Annotated in this window: 14 protein-coding genes; 11 read left to right on the top strand and 3 right to left on the bottom strand. The window is 71.6% G+C overall.

Annotated features, from left to right (window positions below; translation table 11 throughout):
• Positions 1-741, top strand: a complete 741-nt coding sequence (locus tag AC3IYJ_RS08395; RefSeq protein WP_489400697.1) for an SseB family protein — start codon at positions 1-3, stop codon at positions 739-741.
• Positions 742-846: 105 nt separating this feature from the next.
• Here the strand turns inward: AC3IYJ_RS08395 and AC3IYJ_RS08390 are convergent, their stop codons facing one another.
• Complete coding sequence (locus AC3IYJ_RS08390) at positions 847-1,218, bottom strand: DUF1844 domain-containing protein (protein ID WP_371615064.1); 372 nt, start codon at positions 1,216-1,218, stop codon at positions 847-849.
• A 322-nt stretch (positions 1,219-1,540) separates the two neighbouring features.
• On the opposite strand from AC3IYJ_RS08390, the gene infC reads away from it, so the two are divergent.
• The 7 genes from infC (at position 1,541) to pheT (ending at position 9,177) form a co-directional block, all read left to right on the top strand.
• Complete coding sequence (gene infC, locus AC3IYJ_RS08385) at positions 1,541-2,308, top strand: translation initiation factor IF-3 (protein ID WP_489400696.1); 768 nt, start codon at positions 1,541-1,543, stop codon at positions 2,306-2,308.
• Positions 2,309-2,411: 103 nt separating this feature from the next.
• Positions 2,412-2,606, top strand: a complete 195-nt coding sequence (gene rpmI, locus AC3IYJ_RS08380) for a 50S ribosomal protein L35 (protein ID WP_030157249.1) — start codon at positions 2,412-2,414, stop codon at positions 2,604-2,606.
• Between the two features lie 103 nt (positions 2,607-2,709).
• Entirely contained in the window at positions 2,710-3,096 is a 387-nt protein-coding gene (gene rplT / locus AC3IYJ_RS08375; RefSeq protein WP_330295526.1) for a 50S ribosomal protein L20, read from the top strand.
• Between the two features lie 117 nt (positions 3,097-3,213).
• Entirely contained in the window at positions 3,214-4,074 is an 861-nt protein-coding gene (locus tag AC3IYJ_RS08370; RefSeq protein WP_489400695.1) for a TrmH family RNA methyltransferase, read from the top strand.
• A gap of 55 nt (positions 4,075-4,129) precedes the next feature.
• The gene (locus tag AC3IYJ_RS08365) at positions 4,130-5,368 is read left to right on the top strand and encodes a sensor histidine kinase (protein WP_489400694.1); all 1,239 of its coding nucleotides are present in this window, start codon (positions 4,130-4,132) and stop codon (positions 5,366-5,368) included.
• 153 nt (positions 5,369-5,521) lie between these two features.
• The gene (pheS, locus tag AC3IYJ_RS08360) at positions 5,522-6,649 is read left to right on the top strand and encodes a phenylalanine--tRNA ligase subunit alpha (RefSeq protein ID WP_330295523.1); all 1,128 of its coding nucleotides are present in this window, start codon (positions 5,522-5,524) and stop codon (positions 6,647-6,649) included.
• Entirely contained in the window at positions 6,649-9,177 is a 2,529-nt protein-coding gene (gene pheT, locus AC3IYJ_RS08355; RefSeq protein WP_489400693.1) for a phenylalanine--tRNA ligase subunit beta, read from the top strand. The genes pheS and pheT overlap by 1 nt, the downstream gene beginning before the upstream one ends.
• A 76-nt stretch (positions 9,178-9,253) precedes the next feature.
• Here pheT and AC3IYJ_RS08350 read toward each other — a convergent pair whose 3' ends face one another.
• On the bottom strand, positions 9,254-11,479 hold the full coding sequence (locus tag AC3IYJ_RS08350) for a choice-of-anchor J domain-containing protein (protein ID WP_489400692.1): 2,226 nt from the start codon (positions 11,477-11,479) through the stop codon (positions 9,254-9,256).
• Positions 11,480-12,008: 529 nt separating this feature from the next.
• On the opposite strand from AC3IYJ_RS08350, the gene AC3IYJ_RS08345 reads away from it, so the two are divergent.
• Both AC3IYJ_RS08345 and AC3IYJ_RS08340 read left to right on the top strand, forming a co-directional pair.
• Positions 12,009-13,352: an NsdA family TPR-like regulatory protein gene (locus AC3IYJ_RS08345; protein WP_489400691.1), complete on the top strand. Its 1,344-nt coding sequence runs from the start codon at positions 12,009-12,011 to the stop codon at positions 13,350-13,352.
• Positions 13,353-13,414: 62 nt separating this feature from the next.
• On the top strand, positions 13,415-13,936 hold the full coding sequence (locus AC3IYJ_RS08340; RefSeq protein WP_489400690.1) for an NUDIX hydrolase: 522 nt from the start codon (positions 13,415-13,417) through the stop codon (positions 13,934-13,936).
• Between the two features lie 74 nt (positions 13,937-14,010).
• Here AC3IYJ_RS08340 and AC3IYJ_RS08335 read toward each other — a convergent pair whose 3' ends face one another.
• Positions 14,011-14,907, bottom strand: coding sequence for a 3-hydroxybutyryl-CoA dehydrogenase (locus AC3IYJ_RS08335; RefSeq protein WP_371615057.1), 897 nt, complete (start codon positions 14,905-14,907; stop codon positions 14,011-14,013).
• A 151-nt stretch (positions 14,908-15,058) separates the two neighbouring features.
• Here AC3IYJ_RS08335 and AC3IYJ_RS08330 point away from each other — a divergent pair, with 151 nt between their 5' ends.
• Positions 15,059-16,336, top strand: a complete 1,278-nt coding sequence (locus AC3IYJ_RS08330) for a glycoside hydrolase family 10-like protein (protein ID WP_489400689.1) — start codon at positions 15,059-15,061, stop codon at positions 16,334-16,336.
• Positions 16,337-16,350: the final 14 nt, after the last annotated feature.

Genomic DNA, 16,350 nt, shown 5'->3' with positions numbered 1-16,350 from the left:
GTGGCGAACAAAAACATTCCGGACCCAGGCTTCTCCGACGACGACGGCTCCGCCGACCCCAAGCTGAGTGCGGCCCTGGCCGCGTGGGCCGAGGACAGGAGCGCGGAGCCGCAGGTGCTGGCCGCGCTGAAGGACGCCCGCCTCCTGGTGCCCGTCGTCGCCGTCCTCGGCGAGGTGGAGACCGACCCCGAGACCGGGCTCAAGCGGGAGAAGACCAGCGACATGGCCGTCCCCACCCTGCGGGCCGGGGACCGGCGGGCGCTGCCCGCCTTCACCTCCATCGCCTCGCTGGCCCTGTGGGACCCGGCCGCCCGCCCGGTGGCCGTCCCGCTGCACCAGGCCCTGGCCGCCGCGGCCCACGAGAAGGCCGACACCGTCGTCCTCGACCTGTCCGGCCCGGTCACCTACCAGCTCACCGGCCCGGCGCTGCTCGCGCTGGCCGAGGGCCGCACCGACACCGGGCCGCTGGTCGACCCCGCCGTGCGCGAGGCCGTACGGGCCGTCGTGGCGGCGGAGCCGGCCGTGCTCGGCGCCCACCTGGGCCCCGGCGGCGAGGACGCCGACGGCACCCTGGCCATCGTGCTGGCCGCGGGTCCCGAGGCTCCGGTCGCGGCCCGGCGGGTCGCGGAGGCCCTGGCCGGTGACCCGACCCTGCGCGCACGCCTCGTAGGAGGGCTGGACCTGGCGCTGCTGCCGGAAGGGGCCCCGGTTCCGCCGGGCGAGCCGCTGTTCACGCGCTGAAGCCCCGTAGGACGCCGTAAGTGCTGAAGCCCCGTAGGACGCCGTAAGAAGAAGAGGCACCCGGGAGCCTTCCCGGGTGCCTCCGGCGTTCTGCCGTGCGGGTCGTTACGAGTACACGGGACCCGTGAACTTCTCGCCCGGCCCCTGGCCCGGCTCGTCCGGCACCAGCGAGGCCTCGCGGAAGGCGAGCTGGAGGGACTTCAGGCCGTCGCGCAGCGGGGCGGCGTGGAAGGAGCTGATCTCGGTGGCGCTGGCGGTGACGAGGCCGGCCAGGGCGTTAATCAGCTTGCGGGCCTCGTCGAGGTCCTTGTGTTCGGAGTCCGGCTTGTCCAGGCCCAGGTTGACCGCTGCCGCACTGAGCAGGTGGACGGCCACCGTGGTGATGACCTCGACCGCCGGCACGTCCGCGATGTCGCGGGTCATGTCGTCGTAGTCGGGGGATTCGTGCGTGGAACCGGAGGGCGTCGCGTCAGTCATGTGCCACACGATATGCCGTGCGGCAGGCTTGCAACGCGGGTGCTAGTATGTACTTCGACCGGCCGGACACTTATGTGCCCGGCCCACAAGTGGAGGCTCCGATTCTCCCACCCGACCACCCTCACGGGAGGCGGGTCACCGGTCAGGTGGCATCCATCGTTCCGTACGGACGATGGAAAGCTGCCCGAGTCTGCGCCCCGCGGTTCGCACGCGACGGTGCTCCGGTTGTATTGGAGCCCCTCCCTGTGCCCGGCGGGGCTTTTTTCATTCCCGCCGCGGTCGGTCTGACGGAAAAACGTCAGCGGCTGTCCTCCAGGCAGCCGTGTGGTGCTACCGAGGAGGATCCATCAGCACCGAGCCCCGCATCAACGACCGGATTCGCGTTCCCGAGGTACGACTCGTCGGCCCCAGCGGCGAGCAGGTCGGCATCGTGCCGCTTGCGAAGGCGCTCGAGCTCGCGCAGGAGTACGACCTCGACCTGGTCGAGGTCGCGGCGTCCGCACGCCCGCCGGTCTGCAAGCTCATGGACTACGGCAAGTTCAAGTACGAGTCGGCCATGAAGGCCCGTGAGGCGCGCAAGAACCAGGCGCACACGGTCATCAAGGAAATGAAGCTCCGGCCGAAGATCGACCCGCACGACTATGACACCAAGAAGGGTCACGTCGTTCGGTTCCTCAAGCAGGGCGACAAGGTCAAGATCACGATCATGTTCCGTGGTCGCGAGCAGTCCAGGCCGGAACTCGGCTACCGACTGCTGCAGCGTCTCGCTTCGGACGTCGAGGACCTCGGGTTCATCGAGTCGAACCCGAAGCAGGACGGCCGAAACATGATCATGGTTCTCGGTCCGCACAAGAAGAAGACCGAGGCGATGGCCGAAGCCCGCGAGGCGCAGGCCGCCCGCAAGGCCGAGCGCCAGGGTGTCGCGGTCAGCGACGAGAGTGGTGACGAGGCCCTGGCCGCCGACGCCGCCCTCGAGGCCGAGAACGCGGCACTCGAAGCCGAGGACGTGGACGCCGAGGGCGCCTCGGACGAGGCGACCGACGCCCCCGACGAGGCAGCCGCCTCTCACGAGGCTCCTGCCGAGGCCTGATTCCGAGGCAGCCCGTCTCGGATTCACCGACACAATATGACGCTCCCGAGCCGGTCCCGAGCAGGACCGGTGGGGACGCCACCGACGAGGAGATAACGGCGCTATGCCGAAGAACAAGACGCACAGCGGGACCAAGAAGCGCTTCAAGATCACCGGCTCCGGCAAGGTGCTCCGCGAGCGCGCTGGCAAGCGCCACCTGCTCGAGCACAAGTCGTCTCGTGTCACCCGCCGCCTGACCGGCACCGCGGAGATGGCCCCCGGCGACGCCGCGAAGATCAAGAAGCTTCTCGGCAAGTGACGTCCCTCCGCTCCCCGTACGCGGGAGCGGGACGTCAGGACCGGGACCCCATCGAATTCGGGCCGTGTGAAGAACACCACGGCCCCGCTACAAGGAGTTAAAAGTGGCACGCGTCAAGCGGGCAATCAACGCCCACAAGAAGCGCCGGGCAATCCTCGAGGCGGCCAAGGGCTACCGCGGTCAGCGTTCGCGCCTGTACCGCAAGGCCAAGGAGCAGGTCACCCACTCGCTGGTCTACAACTTCAACGACCGCAAGAAGCGCAAGGGCGACTTCCGTCAGCTGTGGATCCAGCGCATCAACGCTGCTGCCCGCCAGAACGGCATGACGTACAACCGCCTCATCCAGGGTCTGAAGGCCGCCAACATCGAGGTGGACCGCAAGATCCTCGCCGAGCTGGCCGTCAACGACGCCAACGCGTTCGCCGCGCTGGTCGAGGTTGCGCAGAAGGCCCTTCCGGCCGACGTCAACGCCCCGAAGGTCGCTGCCTAAGCAGCACGCCTTCAAGGCTGCAGTAATTTGCCCGGACCCGCAGGCCTCGCGCCTGCGGGTCCGGTGCGTTGTCCGACGAGTTCCACCCGCAGTACGCACGGAAGCGAGCCGACCGCCATGGGTACCCCCGCCGAGCTGATCTCCCCCCGGTCCACCCGGGTGGCCGCCGCCAGGCGACTGGCGCGCCGCAACTTCCGCACCAAGGAGCGCCGGTTCATCGCCGAGGGCCCGCAGGCCGTGCGCGAGGCCGTCGAGCACCGGGGCGCCGAGGGCGCCTCGACCCTGATCGAGCTGTTCGCCACCGTCGAGGCCGCCGAGCGCTACTCCGACATCGTCGACGCCGCGCTCGCCGCCGGGGCCCGCGTCCACTACGCCTCCGACGAGGTACTCGCCGAGGTCTCGCAGACCGTGACCCCGCAGGGGCTCGTGGGCGTCTGCCACTTCCTCGACTCGCCCTTCGAGGAGATCCTCAAGGCCGGGCCGAAGCTGGTCGCCGTCCTCGCGCACGTCCGCGACCCCGGCAACGCCGGTACGGTGCTGCGCTGCGCGGACGCCGCCGGAGCCGACGCGGTCGTGCTGACCGACGCCTCTGTCGACCTCTACAACCCCAAGTCGGTACGGGCCTCCGTGGGCTCCCTCTTCCACCTCCCGGTGGCCGTCGGCGTGCCCGTCGAGCAGGCCGTCGAGGGGCTGCGCGCGGCCGGCGTGCGGATCCTGGCCGCCGACGGGGCCGGTGACGAGGACCTCGACGCCGAGCTGGACGCGGGCACCATGGGCGGACCCTCCGCCTGGATCTTCGGCAACGAGGCCTGGGGCCTGCCCGAGGAGACCAGGGCGCTCGCCGACGCGGTGGTGCGCGTCCCGATCCACGGCAAGGCCGAGAGCCTGAACCTCGCGACGGCCGCCGCCGTGTGCCTCTACGCCTCCGCTCGTGCACAGCGGGCGCCCGGAGGGTGCCGCTCCGTGACCCCCAGCTAGTAATGTGGCGGCCCGGGGGCCCACTGCGGTACTCGGAGATGTGGGGTACGGGGACATGACCGTCGGTACGAACAGTTCGCCGGGGTCCGCCAAGGCGGCCGGCACACCGGTCCTGGCGACCGCGCCCCAGCGCGCAGGGGCCGGCCGGGTGCCCGCACAGCCCGCGCAGCCCCTCCACCCCGCGCACGCACGCCCCGTGGGCTCCCCGGGCCCCGGGGAGTTCGCCGGGTTCGGGATCGACCCCGACGACCTGCCCGACGGGCTCGTGATCGCCGATGCCACCGGACGGGTCGTCTGCTTCAACTCCGCCGCCGCGCGCATCACTGCCCTCCCGGCGGGCGAGGCGATCGGGGTGGGCATCGAGCAGGCGCTGCCGCTGGAGGACCTCGAGGGCCGCCGCTGGTGGGCGCTGACCGACCCCTACGGGGGCCTCCTCACCCGGCGCGGACAGCCCGAGCGCAACCTGCTGCTCCCCGGCGGCCGCGAGGTGCTGGTCTCCGCCCGGTACGTGCGCACGCACCCCAGGGGCCCGCTGAGCCGCCTCGTGGTCACCCTGCGCGGCACCGAGGCCCGGCGGCGCACCGAGCGCAGCCATGCCGAGCTGATCGCCACCGTCGCCCACGAGCTGCGCTCCCCGCTCACCTCCGTCAAGGGGTTCACTGCGACCCTGCTGGCCAAGTGGGAGCGGTTCACCGACGACCAGAAGCGGCTGATGCTGGAGACCGTCGACGCCGACGCCAACCGCGTCACCCGGCTCATCGCCGAGCTCCTCGACATCTCGCGCATCGACTCGGGCCGGCTGGAGGTGCGCCGTCAGCCCGTCGACATGGCCACCGCCGTCGGCCGGCACGTCCAGGCGCTCACCGCGAACGGTCAGGCCCCGGAGCGGTTCCTCGTGAGCGTGAACCGCCCGCTGCCCGATCTGTGGGCGGACCCGGACAAAATTGACCAGATCCTCGGTAACCTGCTCGAAAATGCGGTGCGACACGGCGAGGGAACGGTCACCATCGACGTAGCGCCGACCAGCTTCGCGAATGCCGCGGGGAAGACCGAGAAGGGAACCGCCGTCACCGTGACCGATGAGGGCCCCGGGATCCCCGAGGAGTCGATGGGCCGCGTCTTCACCCGCTTCTGGCGGGGCAGCAAGCGCGGCGGCACCGGCCTGGGCCTGTACATCGTCAAGGGGATCGTGGAAGCCCACGGCGGCACCATCAGGGTCGGCCGCGGCCCCGGCGGCGGGGCCGAGTTCCGATTTATCCTGCCCGTCGCCGCCCCGGCGTACCTCACGCAGTAGACCTGCGGAGCGTCCCGCCAGGAAGCCCGACGGGCCCCTTCACCCCCAGCGACCTTTAGACTCGACCTTTGGCACCTTTGTGTCCTTGTGCCGAGCGCGTCGTGCGTGTCGCGGCGGGGACCCACCAGCCAGCCATCGGAAGTACGGGAAGAGATGTCGGCACCGAACAAGTCGTACGACCCTGTTGAGGTCGAGGCACTGAAACCGGAAGAGATCGAGCGCATGCGGGACGAGGCGCTCGCCGCCTTCGCCTCCGCCGGCGACCTCGACGCGCTGCGTGAGGCGAAGACCGCGCACATGGGCGACCGCTCGCCCCTGGCGCTCGCCAACCGCGAGATCGGCGCCCTGCCGCCGCAGGCCAAGGCCGCGGCGGGCAAGATCGTGGGTCAGGCCCGCGGCGCCGTGAACAAGGCCTTCGGGGCCCGCACGGTCGCGCTCGAAGCCGAGCGCGACGAGCGGGTGCTGGTCGAGGAGGCAGTGGACGTCACGCTGCCCTACGACCGGGTTCCGGCCGGCGCCCGGCACCCCCTGACCACGCTGATGGACCGCATCGCGGACATCTTCGTGGCCATGGGGTACGAGGTCGCGGAGGGCCCCGAGGTCGAGGCGGAGTGGTTCAACTTCGACGCCCTCAACTTCACTCCCGACCACCCGGCACGCCAGATGCAGGACACCTTCTTCGTCAAGGGCCCCGAGGGCACCGAGGGCGACGAGTCCGGCGTCGTGCTGCGCACCCACACCTCTCCGGTGCAGGCGCGCTCGCTGCTGGAGCGCAAGCCCCCCGTCTACATCGTCTGTCCGGGGCGGGTGTACCGCACCGACGAGCTCGACGCGACGCACACCCCGGTCTTCCACCAGGTCGAGCTGCTCGCCGTGGACGAGGGCCTGACCATGGCGGACCTCAAGGGCACCATGGACCACATGGTCCAGGAGCTGTTCGGCGAGGGCACCACCACGCGCCTGCGCCCGCACTTCTTCCCCTTCACCGAGCCGTCCGCCGAAATGGACATGCAGTGCTACGTGTGCCGCGGCGCTTCGGTGGGCAACCCCGACCGCCCGTGCCGCACCTGCTCCAGCGAGGGCTGGATCGAGCTCGGCGGCTGCGGAATGGTCAACCCCAAGGTGCTCATCGCCTGCGGTGTGGACCCGGAGAAGTACAGCGGATTCGCCTTCGGGTTCGGCATCGAGCGGATGCTGATGTTCCGCCACAACGTCGAAGACATGCGAGACATGGTCGAGGGTGACATCCGTTTCACCCGGCCGTTCGGGATGGAGATCTGATGCGGGTCCCGCTTTCTTGGCTGCGGGAGTACGTCGACCTCCCCGCGGGTGAAACCGGTCGCGACGTCGCGACCAAGCTCGTCGACGCCGGCCTCGAGGTCGAGACCGTCGAGCAGCTCGGCGGCGGGCTCAAGGGCCCGCTCGTCGTCGGCCAGGTGCTGACCATCGAGGAGCTCGAAGGCTTCCGCAAGCCGATCCGCTTCTGCACGGTGGACGTCGGCCCGGCCAACGGCACCGGCCTGCCGCAGGAGATCGTCTGCGGCGCCCGGAACTTCTCCGTGGGCGACAAGGTCGTCGTGGTCCTGCCCGGCGCGGTGCTGCCCGGCGACTTCGCGATCGCCTCGCGCGAGACCTACGGCCGCACCTCGCACGGCATGATCTGCTCCGGCGACGAGCTGGGCATGGGCGACGACGGCACGCACGGCATCATCGTGCTGCCGCACGAGCACGAGGTCGGCACCGACGCGATCAAGCTCCTGGAGCTGGTCGACGAGGTCCTCGACATCGACATCACCCCGGACCGCGGCTACTGCATGTCCATGCGCGGTGTGGCCCGCGAGGCCGCCACCGCGTACGGCCTGCCGCTGCGCGACCCGGCGCTGCTCGACGTGCCCGCGCCGAACTCGTACGGCTACGCCGTGAAGATCGACGACCCGCAGGGCTGCGACCGCTTCACCGCGCGCACCGTGACCGGTCTCGACCCCGAGGCGCGCTCCCCGATCTGGCTCACGCGCCGCCTGCAGAAGGCGGGCATGCGTCCGATCTCGCTCGCCGTCGACATCACCAACTACGTGATGCTGGAGCTCGGCCAGCCGCTGCACGCCTACGACCGCTCGCGCATCGACGGCGCCATCGGCGTCCGCCGCGCCGAGCAGGGCGAGAAGTTCACCACCCTCGACGGGGTCAAGCGCACGCTCGACTCCGAGGACCTGGTGATCACCGACAACAGCGGCCCGATCGGGCTCGCCGGTGTCATGGGCGGGGCCAACACCGAGATCGCCGACTCCGTCACGGACCCGGCGACCGGAGCGGTCACCGGCACCACCGAGGTGGTCGTGGAGGCCGCGCACTTCGACTCCGTGTCGATCTCGCGCACCGCCCGCCGCCTCAAGCTGTCCTCCGAGGCCTCCAAGCGCTTCGAGCGCGGGGTGGACCCGCAGGCCGCCGCCGCGGCCGCGCAGCGCACCGTGGACCTGCTCGTCCTGCTCGCCGGCGGTACCGCCGAGGCCGGGGTCACCGAGCTCACCGCCCCCGGTGCCCCGCGAACCATCGCGATGAGCGCGGACCACCCCGACAAGGTTGCGGGCATGGAGTACGGCCGCGAGACCGTCGTACGCCGCCTCCAGGAGGTCGGCTGCGACGTCTACGGCCAGGACGAGCTCGTCGTCACCGTCCCGTCGTGGCGGCCCGACCTCGCCGAGCCCAACGACCTCGCCGAAGAGGTCATCCGGCTGGAGGGCTACGGGAACCTCCCGTCCACCCTCCCGCAGGTGCCCTCCGGCCGCGGTCTGACCGCCCGGCAACAGCTGCACCGCCGGGTGGGCCGCGCGCTGGCCGGCGCGGGCTACGTGGAGGCGCTCAGCTACCCCTTCCTCGGGGAGGGCGTCTTCGACCAGCTCCAGCTGTCCGCGCACGACGCCTCCCGCCAGGTCGTCAAGCTGGTCAACCCGATCTCCGACGAGGAGCCGGCGCTGCGCACCACGCTGCTGCCGGGTCTGCTCGGCGCGCTGCGCCGCAACGACAGCCGGGGCAGCCACGACCTCGCCCTCTTCGAGACCGGCTCGGTCTTCCGCGCCGCCGCTCAGCCGGGTGTCGCCGTACGCCTCGGCGTCGACCGGCGTCCCACGGACGAGGAGATCGCCACCCTGAACGCGGCCCTGCCCGCGCAGCCGCGCTACGCCGCGGTCGTGCTGGCCGGGGCCCGCGAGCAGGCCGGCTGGTGGGGCAAGGGCCACCCGGCCGACTGGGCCGACGCGATCCAGGCGGCCCGCTCGCTGGCCGTCGAGGCCGGTGCGCAGCTGGTGGTCCGCCAGGGCCAGTACGGTCCCTGGCACCCTGGCCGCTGCGCCGAGCTGATCGTCACCCTGGACGGGGTGGAGACGGTCATCGGCCACGCCGGTGAGCTGCACCCGCGCGTGGTCAAGGCGATGGGCCTGCCGGCCCGCACCAGTGCGATGGAGCTCGACCTGGACCGCCTCGCGGCGGCCGGCGGCGAGGCCCTGCAGGCGCCCCGGATCTCCTCCTTCCCGGTGGCGACCCAGGACGTGGCGCTGATCGTCGACGCGTCGGTTCCGGCCGCCACCGTCGAGGCGGCGCTGCGCAAGGGTGCCGGTGAGCTCCTGGAGTCGCTGCGACTGTTCGACGTCTTCGAGGGCGAGCAGGTGGGCGAGGGCAAGAAGTCCCTGGCCTACGCGCTGCGCTTCCGGGCGACCGACCGCACGCTGACCGCCGAGGAGTCCACGGCCGCGCGCGACGCGGCCGTCGCCCTGGCCGGCGAGCGCACGGGCGCGGTGCTGCGCGGAGCGTAGTAGCTGCTTCGGCAACAGCTGGAGGGGTGCATCCGGGAACCGGATGCACCCCTCCGGTGCGTTCTGGTGCCGGGTCTCACCCGCCCGGCTGGAGAGTGCCGTTGACGGTGAGCCGGTAGGGCGCGGGCGCGAGGACCGTCTCGGTCGGCTCGTAGTGGTCGACGATCGCGAGGACCGTCTCCGCCTTGGTGCCGAGCAGGCGCCTGAGCTGGTCCCGGCCCAGTGAGGCGTGACGGTCGGCGTCGAGCGGCACTTCGGCCGTCCAGGCCTGCCTGTGGTCCGCCGTCCAGGCCACGAGCCGCAGGCCGATCCCCGGGATCTTCTTGATCTGGTAGGAGCTGATGGTCTGCCAGTCGGCCAGGGTCGATCCGTCGGAGACGAGTGTGCCGCCGGCCCTGATGTTGTCGATCCACAGGCCCGGGAGGGTCACGCTGCTGTCGGTCAGGTAGCGGAAGGCCACCAGGACCGTGCGGCCCGCGAGGTCGGCGAGGTCGATCGTCTGGTGCGTCCAGCCACCGGAGTCGCCGTTGAATCCGGGCAGCTGCGCGGTGATGTTGGCAGCGGCGTCCGGGAGCGCGGTGGTCATCCCCGCGCTCCGGCGGGAGGTGAAGGTGGCACCCCCGTCGGTGGACACCTGGACCGCGCCGAGGTCGTAGCCGGGCTCGATGTCCCAGCGGGCGTCGAAGGAGAGCGTCGGGTCGGCCGGGTCGACCGTGACCGACAGGACGATGCTGCGGTCGATGCTGGTCTCGTCGCCCAGCGGGCCCGAGGACAGGGCGGGGTCGCCGGAGCCGTGGCCGTCCGGATCGACGCTCCACTGCACCGGTTGCGTCGGGTAGACATCCGGCGAGTCGAACCGCACCGAGCGCAGGTCGCCGGCATTGAGGTACGTCCCGGCGCCGTCGCGCAGGCGGACGAAGTCGGCGCCGTTGGAAGGGGCGCCGGGGCGGGCGTAGGCGAAGGGTGTGTCGAGGTTGACTGTCGAGTGCAGGGCCTTCACCCGGAAGCGGGCGGGATCATCGTGGCCGCGGAGCTTCGCGCCGTCGTCGAGGAGGCCGTCGAGCGCCGCTGTCGCGGACCAGTCCTTGAGGAGCTGGAAAGCCGATTCCTTGGCGTGGTGGCGTGTCAGGGTCCTCGTGAGCCGGTCGAAGCCGGAGCCGCCACCCGCGAACAGCAGGTCCCTGACGAAGTCGTGTCCGTACCGCTCGTCGAGAGTGTGGATCATGATCTCGGCGCCGCCGTAGTCACAGAGGGAGCTCTGGCCCGGGTCGGGCCACACCGTGAGGGAGTTCTCGGGGCCTCCGGCGCGGTCGCCGTAGGGGTCGGTGTAGCCGGGCGGCATCGCGGCGTCCTGGCGGCCTTGGAAGCAGGCGATCTTCAGGTTCTTCAGGGCGTCCTGGGTCCGGTCGTCGTAGCCGACCAGCCATCGGGCCCATTCGGCCGTGCCCTCGACGATCCAGTTGGGTCCGGAGACGTCCTCGGCCCTGCTGTGCCAGATCGCATGGTTGTACTCGTGGGCGAGGAGGCCCTCGATGTAGTTCGGCATGGGGAAGCCCTCCCAGACCCGGCACAGGTCCGGTCCGAGCGACCTCGGCTTCGCGCCGACCATGGTCTTCCACCCCGCCGACTGGACGATGAGGAAGTTGCGGTCGACCGCGTTGATGGCCTCGGAGAGGAACTCTCCGCCCGTCGGGATGTTGTCGACGAGCGCGACGACGCGCTCGCCTCGGCCGCGCCAGGCGTCCGCCGGAATGCTCGGGTCCAGCAGTTCGGGCTTGGCCCTGCTCCCGTCGCGCGGGGTCGGAGTGCCGAACACCCGGGCCTCGCGCGGGCGGATGACGTGCTCGAACTGCTCGGCCATGTAGCGCAGCTGCTCGTCGGGGACGACGAGGTCGTCGGCGTTGGAGGCACTGCAGTCGTTGTTGAAGACGCGCGTGTCTCCGGTCCGCACCCAGAGCTCGATGTGCGGGGCGACCTCGCGCAGCTCGAACTCCCGCAGCACGGTCTGGAAGTCCCAGTCGATGGTCGGCCAGGTGCGGCGCGTGCCGATGGGCAGGTCGCTGCCGCCGCCGTAGTGGCCGGTCCGCGCCTGTTCGTGGAGGTGTGGGGACTTGTGCCAGTGCCCTGCGGGGTGGTGGTGGGCGGACCCGTCGGACCGGCGGTGCGCCGGTTTGGGCGGGGGGTCGTCGGCGGCCGGATGGCCGTGGGCAGGGGAGGCGCCCAGGGACAGTACGGACGCGGCGAGGACGGCGGTCAACCACGCGACGCGTCGACGAATTCCGGCCGGGGAAGGCTGGCGCATCGGATCTTCTTCCGGAGCGGGGGACAATGCGCGCCAACGTAGCGAAGCGGAGGCTGCGGTGGTCCGGTGCCGCGCGAGGCACGCCCCGCGCAGGACCCCAATGGCCTCGGGGTGTGGGTGCGGACGCCCGGGCGGCTGGGGTGCGGACGTCCGCGCCGACAGGGGGACCACGCGGGCCGGGCCCGGGTGGGTGGGCCCGGCACGCGTTCGGTCCGGCTCGGCGGGGGCCTGGCGACCAACCAGGGCCCGGCGGAGCCGAAGCGCGCCGCCCGCCTGCCGTGGAGTGTCGGGCAGACAACAGGAGGGGCGGCGCGGTTGACGGGTCGTCGCACTGTACGAGGGGGAGCCGACGACCCGGGCTACCTCTTGGCGAGGCCCCTAAGTGAAACGCCCGGAGGGGGTCCTCCGGGAGGGTGCGTATCGCATTTATGCGCGTACTGGGTTCACACCCTGTGTGAATTGGACGCTTTGCACCCCGTGTGAACCCCGCACCCATTAGCCTGGATCCGACGACCCCTTGGAGGGGCCTATGCAGCCCAACGCACTGCTCGATGCCCTCCTCGCCGAGGCGGGCATGTCCCACGCCGGACTCGCCGCGCACGTGAACCAGGCGGGCCGTACCCGGGGACTGGCACTGAGGTACGAACACACCGCCGTGGCGCGGTGGTTGAAGGGGCAGCGGCCCCGCGGGCAGGTGCCCGACCTGATCTGCGAGGTGGTCGGGGGCCGGCTGGGCCGGGCGCTGTGCCTGGACGACGTCGGGTTCGGGGTGCCGGGGCAGCATGGCGCGGGCTCGCACGCGTCCCCGCTCAGCGGCTTCGTCGACCTGGCCGCCGCCCTGTGGTGCTCGGACGGGCAGGGCCGGCTGCCGCTCCTGAGCACCGAGGCCGTCACGGGGACGCCCGCCGTGATTCCGGTGTGGGAGTGGGAGAACCCGCCGGAGGACGCCGACGTGTCCCGCGAGGGGCCCACCCGGGTCGGACCCGAGCACATCGAGATCCTGCGGGCCGCCCGCGCGCACTACGAGCTGATGTACCGCCGGGCCGGCGGCGTGGCCACCCGGGACCGGATCGTGCGCTTCCTCGGCAGCGAGGCCGCCCCGATGCTGCGCGGCAGTTACTCCGACGGGCTCGGCCGCAGTCTGCACCGGGCGAGCGGTTCCCTGGTGGCGGTGGCGGGGATCTGCGCCTACGACTCGGATGCGCACGGGCTGGCCCAGCGGTACTTCCACCAGGCCCTGCGCCTGGCCAAGGCGAGCGGGGACCGGGGGCTGGGGGCTTACGTGATCGCGCTGCTCGTCAACCAGTCCTTGCACCTGAGGGAGTTCCGCCAGGCCGTGGCCTTCGCCGAGGCCGCCCTGCGCGCCGCGGGCCGGCAGATCACCCCGGCACTGGCCGCCGATCTCTACGCCATGCAGGCCAAGGCGTACGCCCAACTCGGCGACACCACAGCCGCGTTGGCCTGCATCCGCAACGCCGAGGCGGCCGCGGAGCGGATCCGGCCCGGCACGGAGCCCGACGAGACGGGGTACGTGCAGCCCGGGTTGGTCAACGTACAGGTGGCCGAGGCGCTGCTGGGGATGGGGGATCTGCGGGCGGCCCACGAGCAGGCCGCGGCGGCGGTGGGAACCCCCGCGCACGACCGGGGCCGAGTGCACCGCCTCGCGATGCTGTGCGAGATCCAGTTGCGCCAGGGCGAGGCCGATCAGGCGGTGGCCTCGGCGGCGGAGATGGCCGAGAGGGCCAAGGGGATGGAGTCGCTGCGACTTCGCGACCGGCTGCGCGCGGTCCGCGAACAGCTGCTGACCAGCGGTTGTTCGGGTGCGCAGGAGACCGCGGAGCTCATCGACGGTGCGCTGCGCGTTCCCCTGTGACCGGGTGAACTGCTGCCATGTTGCCACCTACTCGATCGGAAGGTGGCAGAACCGTGCAGTGGATGAACTTGAGTGAGCAAACCGTGTATGCGAACCGCTGGTTCGACGTGAACCTCGCCGATGTGGAACTCCCCGACGGCCGGCACCTGGACCACTTCGTGATCCGGCTGCGCCCGGTCGCCGTCGCCACGGCCGTCAACGAGGCCAACGAGGTGCTGCTGCTGTGGCGCCACCGCTTCATCACCGACAGCTGGGGCTGGGAACTGCCCGCCGGGGTGGTTGAGGACGGCGAGTCGCTGGAGAGCGCCGCCGCCCGGGAGATGGAGGAGGAGTCGGGCTGGCGGCCCGGCCCGCTCCGCCACCTGATGACCGTGGAGCCGTCCAACGGGCTGACCGACGCCCGCCACCACCTCTACTGGGCGGACGGAGCCACGTACACCGGTCACCCCGAGGACGACTTCGAGTCCTCGCGCCGCGAATGGGTCCCGCTCAAGCTGGTGCCGGACATGATCGCGCGCGGCGAGGTCCCGGCCGCCAACATGGCGGCCGGGCTGCTGCTGTTGCACCACCTGCGGCTCGGCTAGCGCCGTGACGGCGCCGGCGCCGTGTCCGGGCCCGGCGCCGTGACCGGACCGGGCGCCGGCGGCCGGTCCGGGGGTCAGCCGTACGGGTAGAAGCCCGAGCCGGTCTTGCGGCCGAGGCGGCCGGCGTCGACCATCCGCTGGAGCAGCGGGGGAGCCGCGTACAGGGGCTCCTTGAACTCCGCGTACATCGAGTCGGCCACCGAGGCCACCGTGTCCAGACCGATGAGGTCCGCGAGCTTCAGCGGGCCCATCGGGTGGGCGCAGCCCAGCTCCATGCCGTTGTCGATGTCCTCGCGGCTCGCGATGCCGGACTCGAACATCCGGATCGCGGAGAGCAGGTACGGGATGAGGAGCGCGTTGACGACGAAGCCGGAACGGTCCTGGGCGCGGATCGCGTGCTTGTTCAGCACGCCTCCGACCAGGGCCTCGGTCCGCTTGATGGTCTCGTCGCTGGTGGTCAGCGCCGGGATCAGCTCGACGAGCTGCTGCACCGGGGCCGGGTTGAAGAAGTGGATGCCGATGACCTGGTCGGGCCGCGAGGTCGCGACGGCCAGCTTGACCAGCGGGATCGAGGAGGTGTTGGAGGCGAGGATCGCGTCCGGGCGGGTGATCACCTGGTCGAGGACCTGGAAGATCTCCGTCTTGACCTGCTCGTTCTCGACGACCGCCTCGATGACGAGGTCGCGGTCGGCGAACTCGCCGAGGTCGGTGGTGAACGACAGGCGGGCCAGGGTCGCGTCCCGCTCCTCCTCGCTGATCTTGCCGCGTTCGGCGGCCCTCGTCAGCGAGGTGTGCAGGCGGGTCCGTCCGAGCTCCAGGGCCTCGCCGGTGGTCTCGGCGACCATCACCTCGAGACCGCTGCGGGCGAACACCTCCGCGATGCCCGCGCCCATCTGGCCACAGCCCACTACGCCGACGCGTGCGATGTCGTCTGGGAGGTCCGTCACATCGTGCCTTTCGCTGCTCTCCATCGCGGGTCCCCCGTACTCGTGCAGTGGTAACTGCGTTCCGGCGCCCGCCACGCTCCCCGACGTTACCCCCGTCCTTGCCCGGCGTGTCGGGCCGGGGCGGGCATGCTGGGCGGACACCAGGCAATGTCACGGAGCGGAACGGAGTCGTCACATGGCGCGCATCGGGAGGCGGGGAGTACTGGCCGGAGCGGCGGGCGCGCTGGCGGCGGCGGCGACGGCCGCCCCGGCGAAAGCGGTGCGGGGGTCCGAGGGGGCCGCGGTGGCGCCCGAACGGGGGGCGCCCGAGGCGGCCGAGGCGGCAAAGGCCGAGTTCAGGGGCGTGTGGGCCGCCTCCGTGCAGAACGTGGACTGGCCCTCCGAGAGCGGACTGCCCGCCTCCGAACAGCGCGCCGAGCTGCTCCACCTGCTCGATCGGGCCGTCGCCCGCCGCCTCAACGTGGTGATCCTCCAGGTCCGCCCGACCGCCGACGCGATGTGGCCCTCGGCACGCGAGCCGTGGTCCCAGTGGCTGACCGGTGAGCAGGGAGTGGATCCCGGATGGGACCCGCTCGGCACCGCCGTCACCCAAGCGCACGCCCGGGGGCTCCGGCTGCACGCCTGGTTCAACCCGTACCGGGTGGCCAACCACACCGACCTCGGCCTGCTCGTCCCCGAGCACCCGGCCCGCCGCAACCGCGGCTGGACCGTCCCCTACGGCGGCAAGCTGTACTACAACCCCGGGCTGCCCGAGGTGCGCCGCTTCGTGCAGGACGCCATGCTCGACGCGGTCGCCCGCTACCCCCTCGACGGGGTCCACTGGGACGACTACTTCTACCCGTACCCCGTCGAGGGCCGCGACTTCGACGACGACGCCGCGTACGAGAAGTACGGCCGCTCCTTCGCCACCCGCGCCGACTGGCGCCGCCACAACACCGACACCCTGGTCCAGGAGATGTCCGGGCGGCTACGGGCGCTGCGACCCGGGGTCCGCTTCGGAATCAGTCCTTTCGCCATCTGGCGCAACTCCGACCGCGATCCGCTCGGTTCGCCGACGAAGGCGGGCGTGGCCACCTACGACGACCTGTACGCGGACACCCGCAAGTGGGTGCGCGAGGGCTGGATCGACTACATCGCACCGCAGGCCTACTGGCAGATCGGTCACCCGACCGCCGACTACGCGGCCGTCGTCCCCTGGTGGGCGCGCACCGTCGCCGGCACCCGCGTCCAGCTCTACGTGGGCGAGGCGCTCTACCGCTGCGACGCGAACAGCTCCACCGCGGCCTGGCGCGATCCGCGGGAGCTGTCGCGGCACGTGCGCTTCGCCGCCGGATACCCGGAGGTCCGCGGCCATGCCTACTTCTCGGCGAAGCAGGTGGACGCGGACCCCAACGGGGCGATGGCCAGGGTGGTCGCGGACCACTACCCGACGGTGGTGGCGCCGCCGTCCTGAATCACTGATTCCGG

The organism is Streptomyces sp. GL_140, from assembly GCF_057834465.1.
This window is presented reverse-complemented; position numbering and strand designations above follow the sequence as displayed.

Excerpts from the sequence above, each read along its gene's own strand:
- AC3IYJ_RS08370 (WP_489400695.1), top strand. The coding sequence starts at position 3,214 with ATGGGTACCCCCGCCGAGCTGATCTCCCCCCGGTCCACCCGGGTGGCC.
- AC3IYJ_RS08390 (WP_371615064.1), bottom strand. The coding sequence starts at position 1,218 with ATGACTGACGCGACGCCCTCCGGTTCCACGCACGAATCCCCCGACTAC.
- rpmI (WP_030157249.1), top strand. The coding sequence starts at position 2,412 with ATGCCGAAGAACAAGACGCACAGCGGGACCAAGAAGCGCTTCAAGATC.
- AC3IYJ_RS08340 (WP_489400690.1), top strand. The coding sequence starts at position 13,415 with ATGAACTTGAGTGAGCAAACCGTGTATGCGAACCGCTGGTTCGACGTG.
- AC3IYJ_RS08345 (WP_489400691.1), top strand. The coding sequence starts at position 12,009 with ATGCAGCCCAACGCACTGCTCGATGCCCTCCTCGCCGAGGCGGGCATG.
- AC3IYJ_RS08365 (WP_489400694.1), top strand. The coding sequence starts at position 4,130 with ATGACCGTCGGTACGAACAGTTCGCCGGGGTCCGCCAAGGCGGCCGGC.
- pheT (WP_489400693.1), top strand. The coding sequence starts at position 6,649 with ATGCGGGTCCCGCTTTCTTGGCTGCGGGAGTACGTCGACCTCCCCGCG.
- AC3IYJ_RS08335 (WP_371615057.1), bottom strand. The coding sequence starts at position 14,907 with ATGGAGAGCAGCGAAAGGCACGATGTGACGGACCTCCCAGACGACATC.
- AC3IYJ_RS08330 (WP_489400689.1), top strand. The coding sequence starts at position 15,059 with ATGGCGCGCATCGGGAGGCGGGGAGTACTGGCCGGAGCGGCGGGCGCG.
- pheS (WP_330295523.1), top strand. The coding sequence starts at position 5,522 with ATGTCGGCACCGAACAAGTCGTACGACCCTGTTGAGGTCGAGGCACTG.
- AC3IYJ_RS08350 (WP_489400692.1), bottom strand. The coding sequence starts at position 11,479 with ATGCGCCAGCCTTCCCCGGCCGGAATTCGTCGACGCGTCGCGTGGTTG.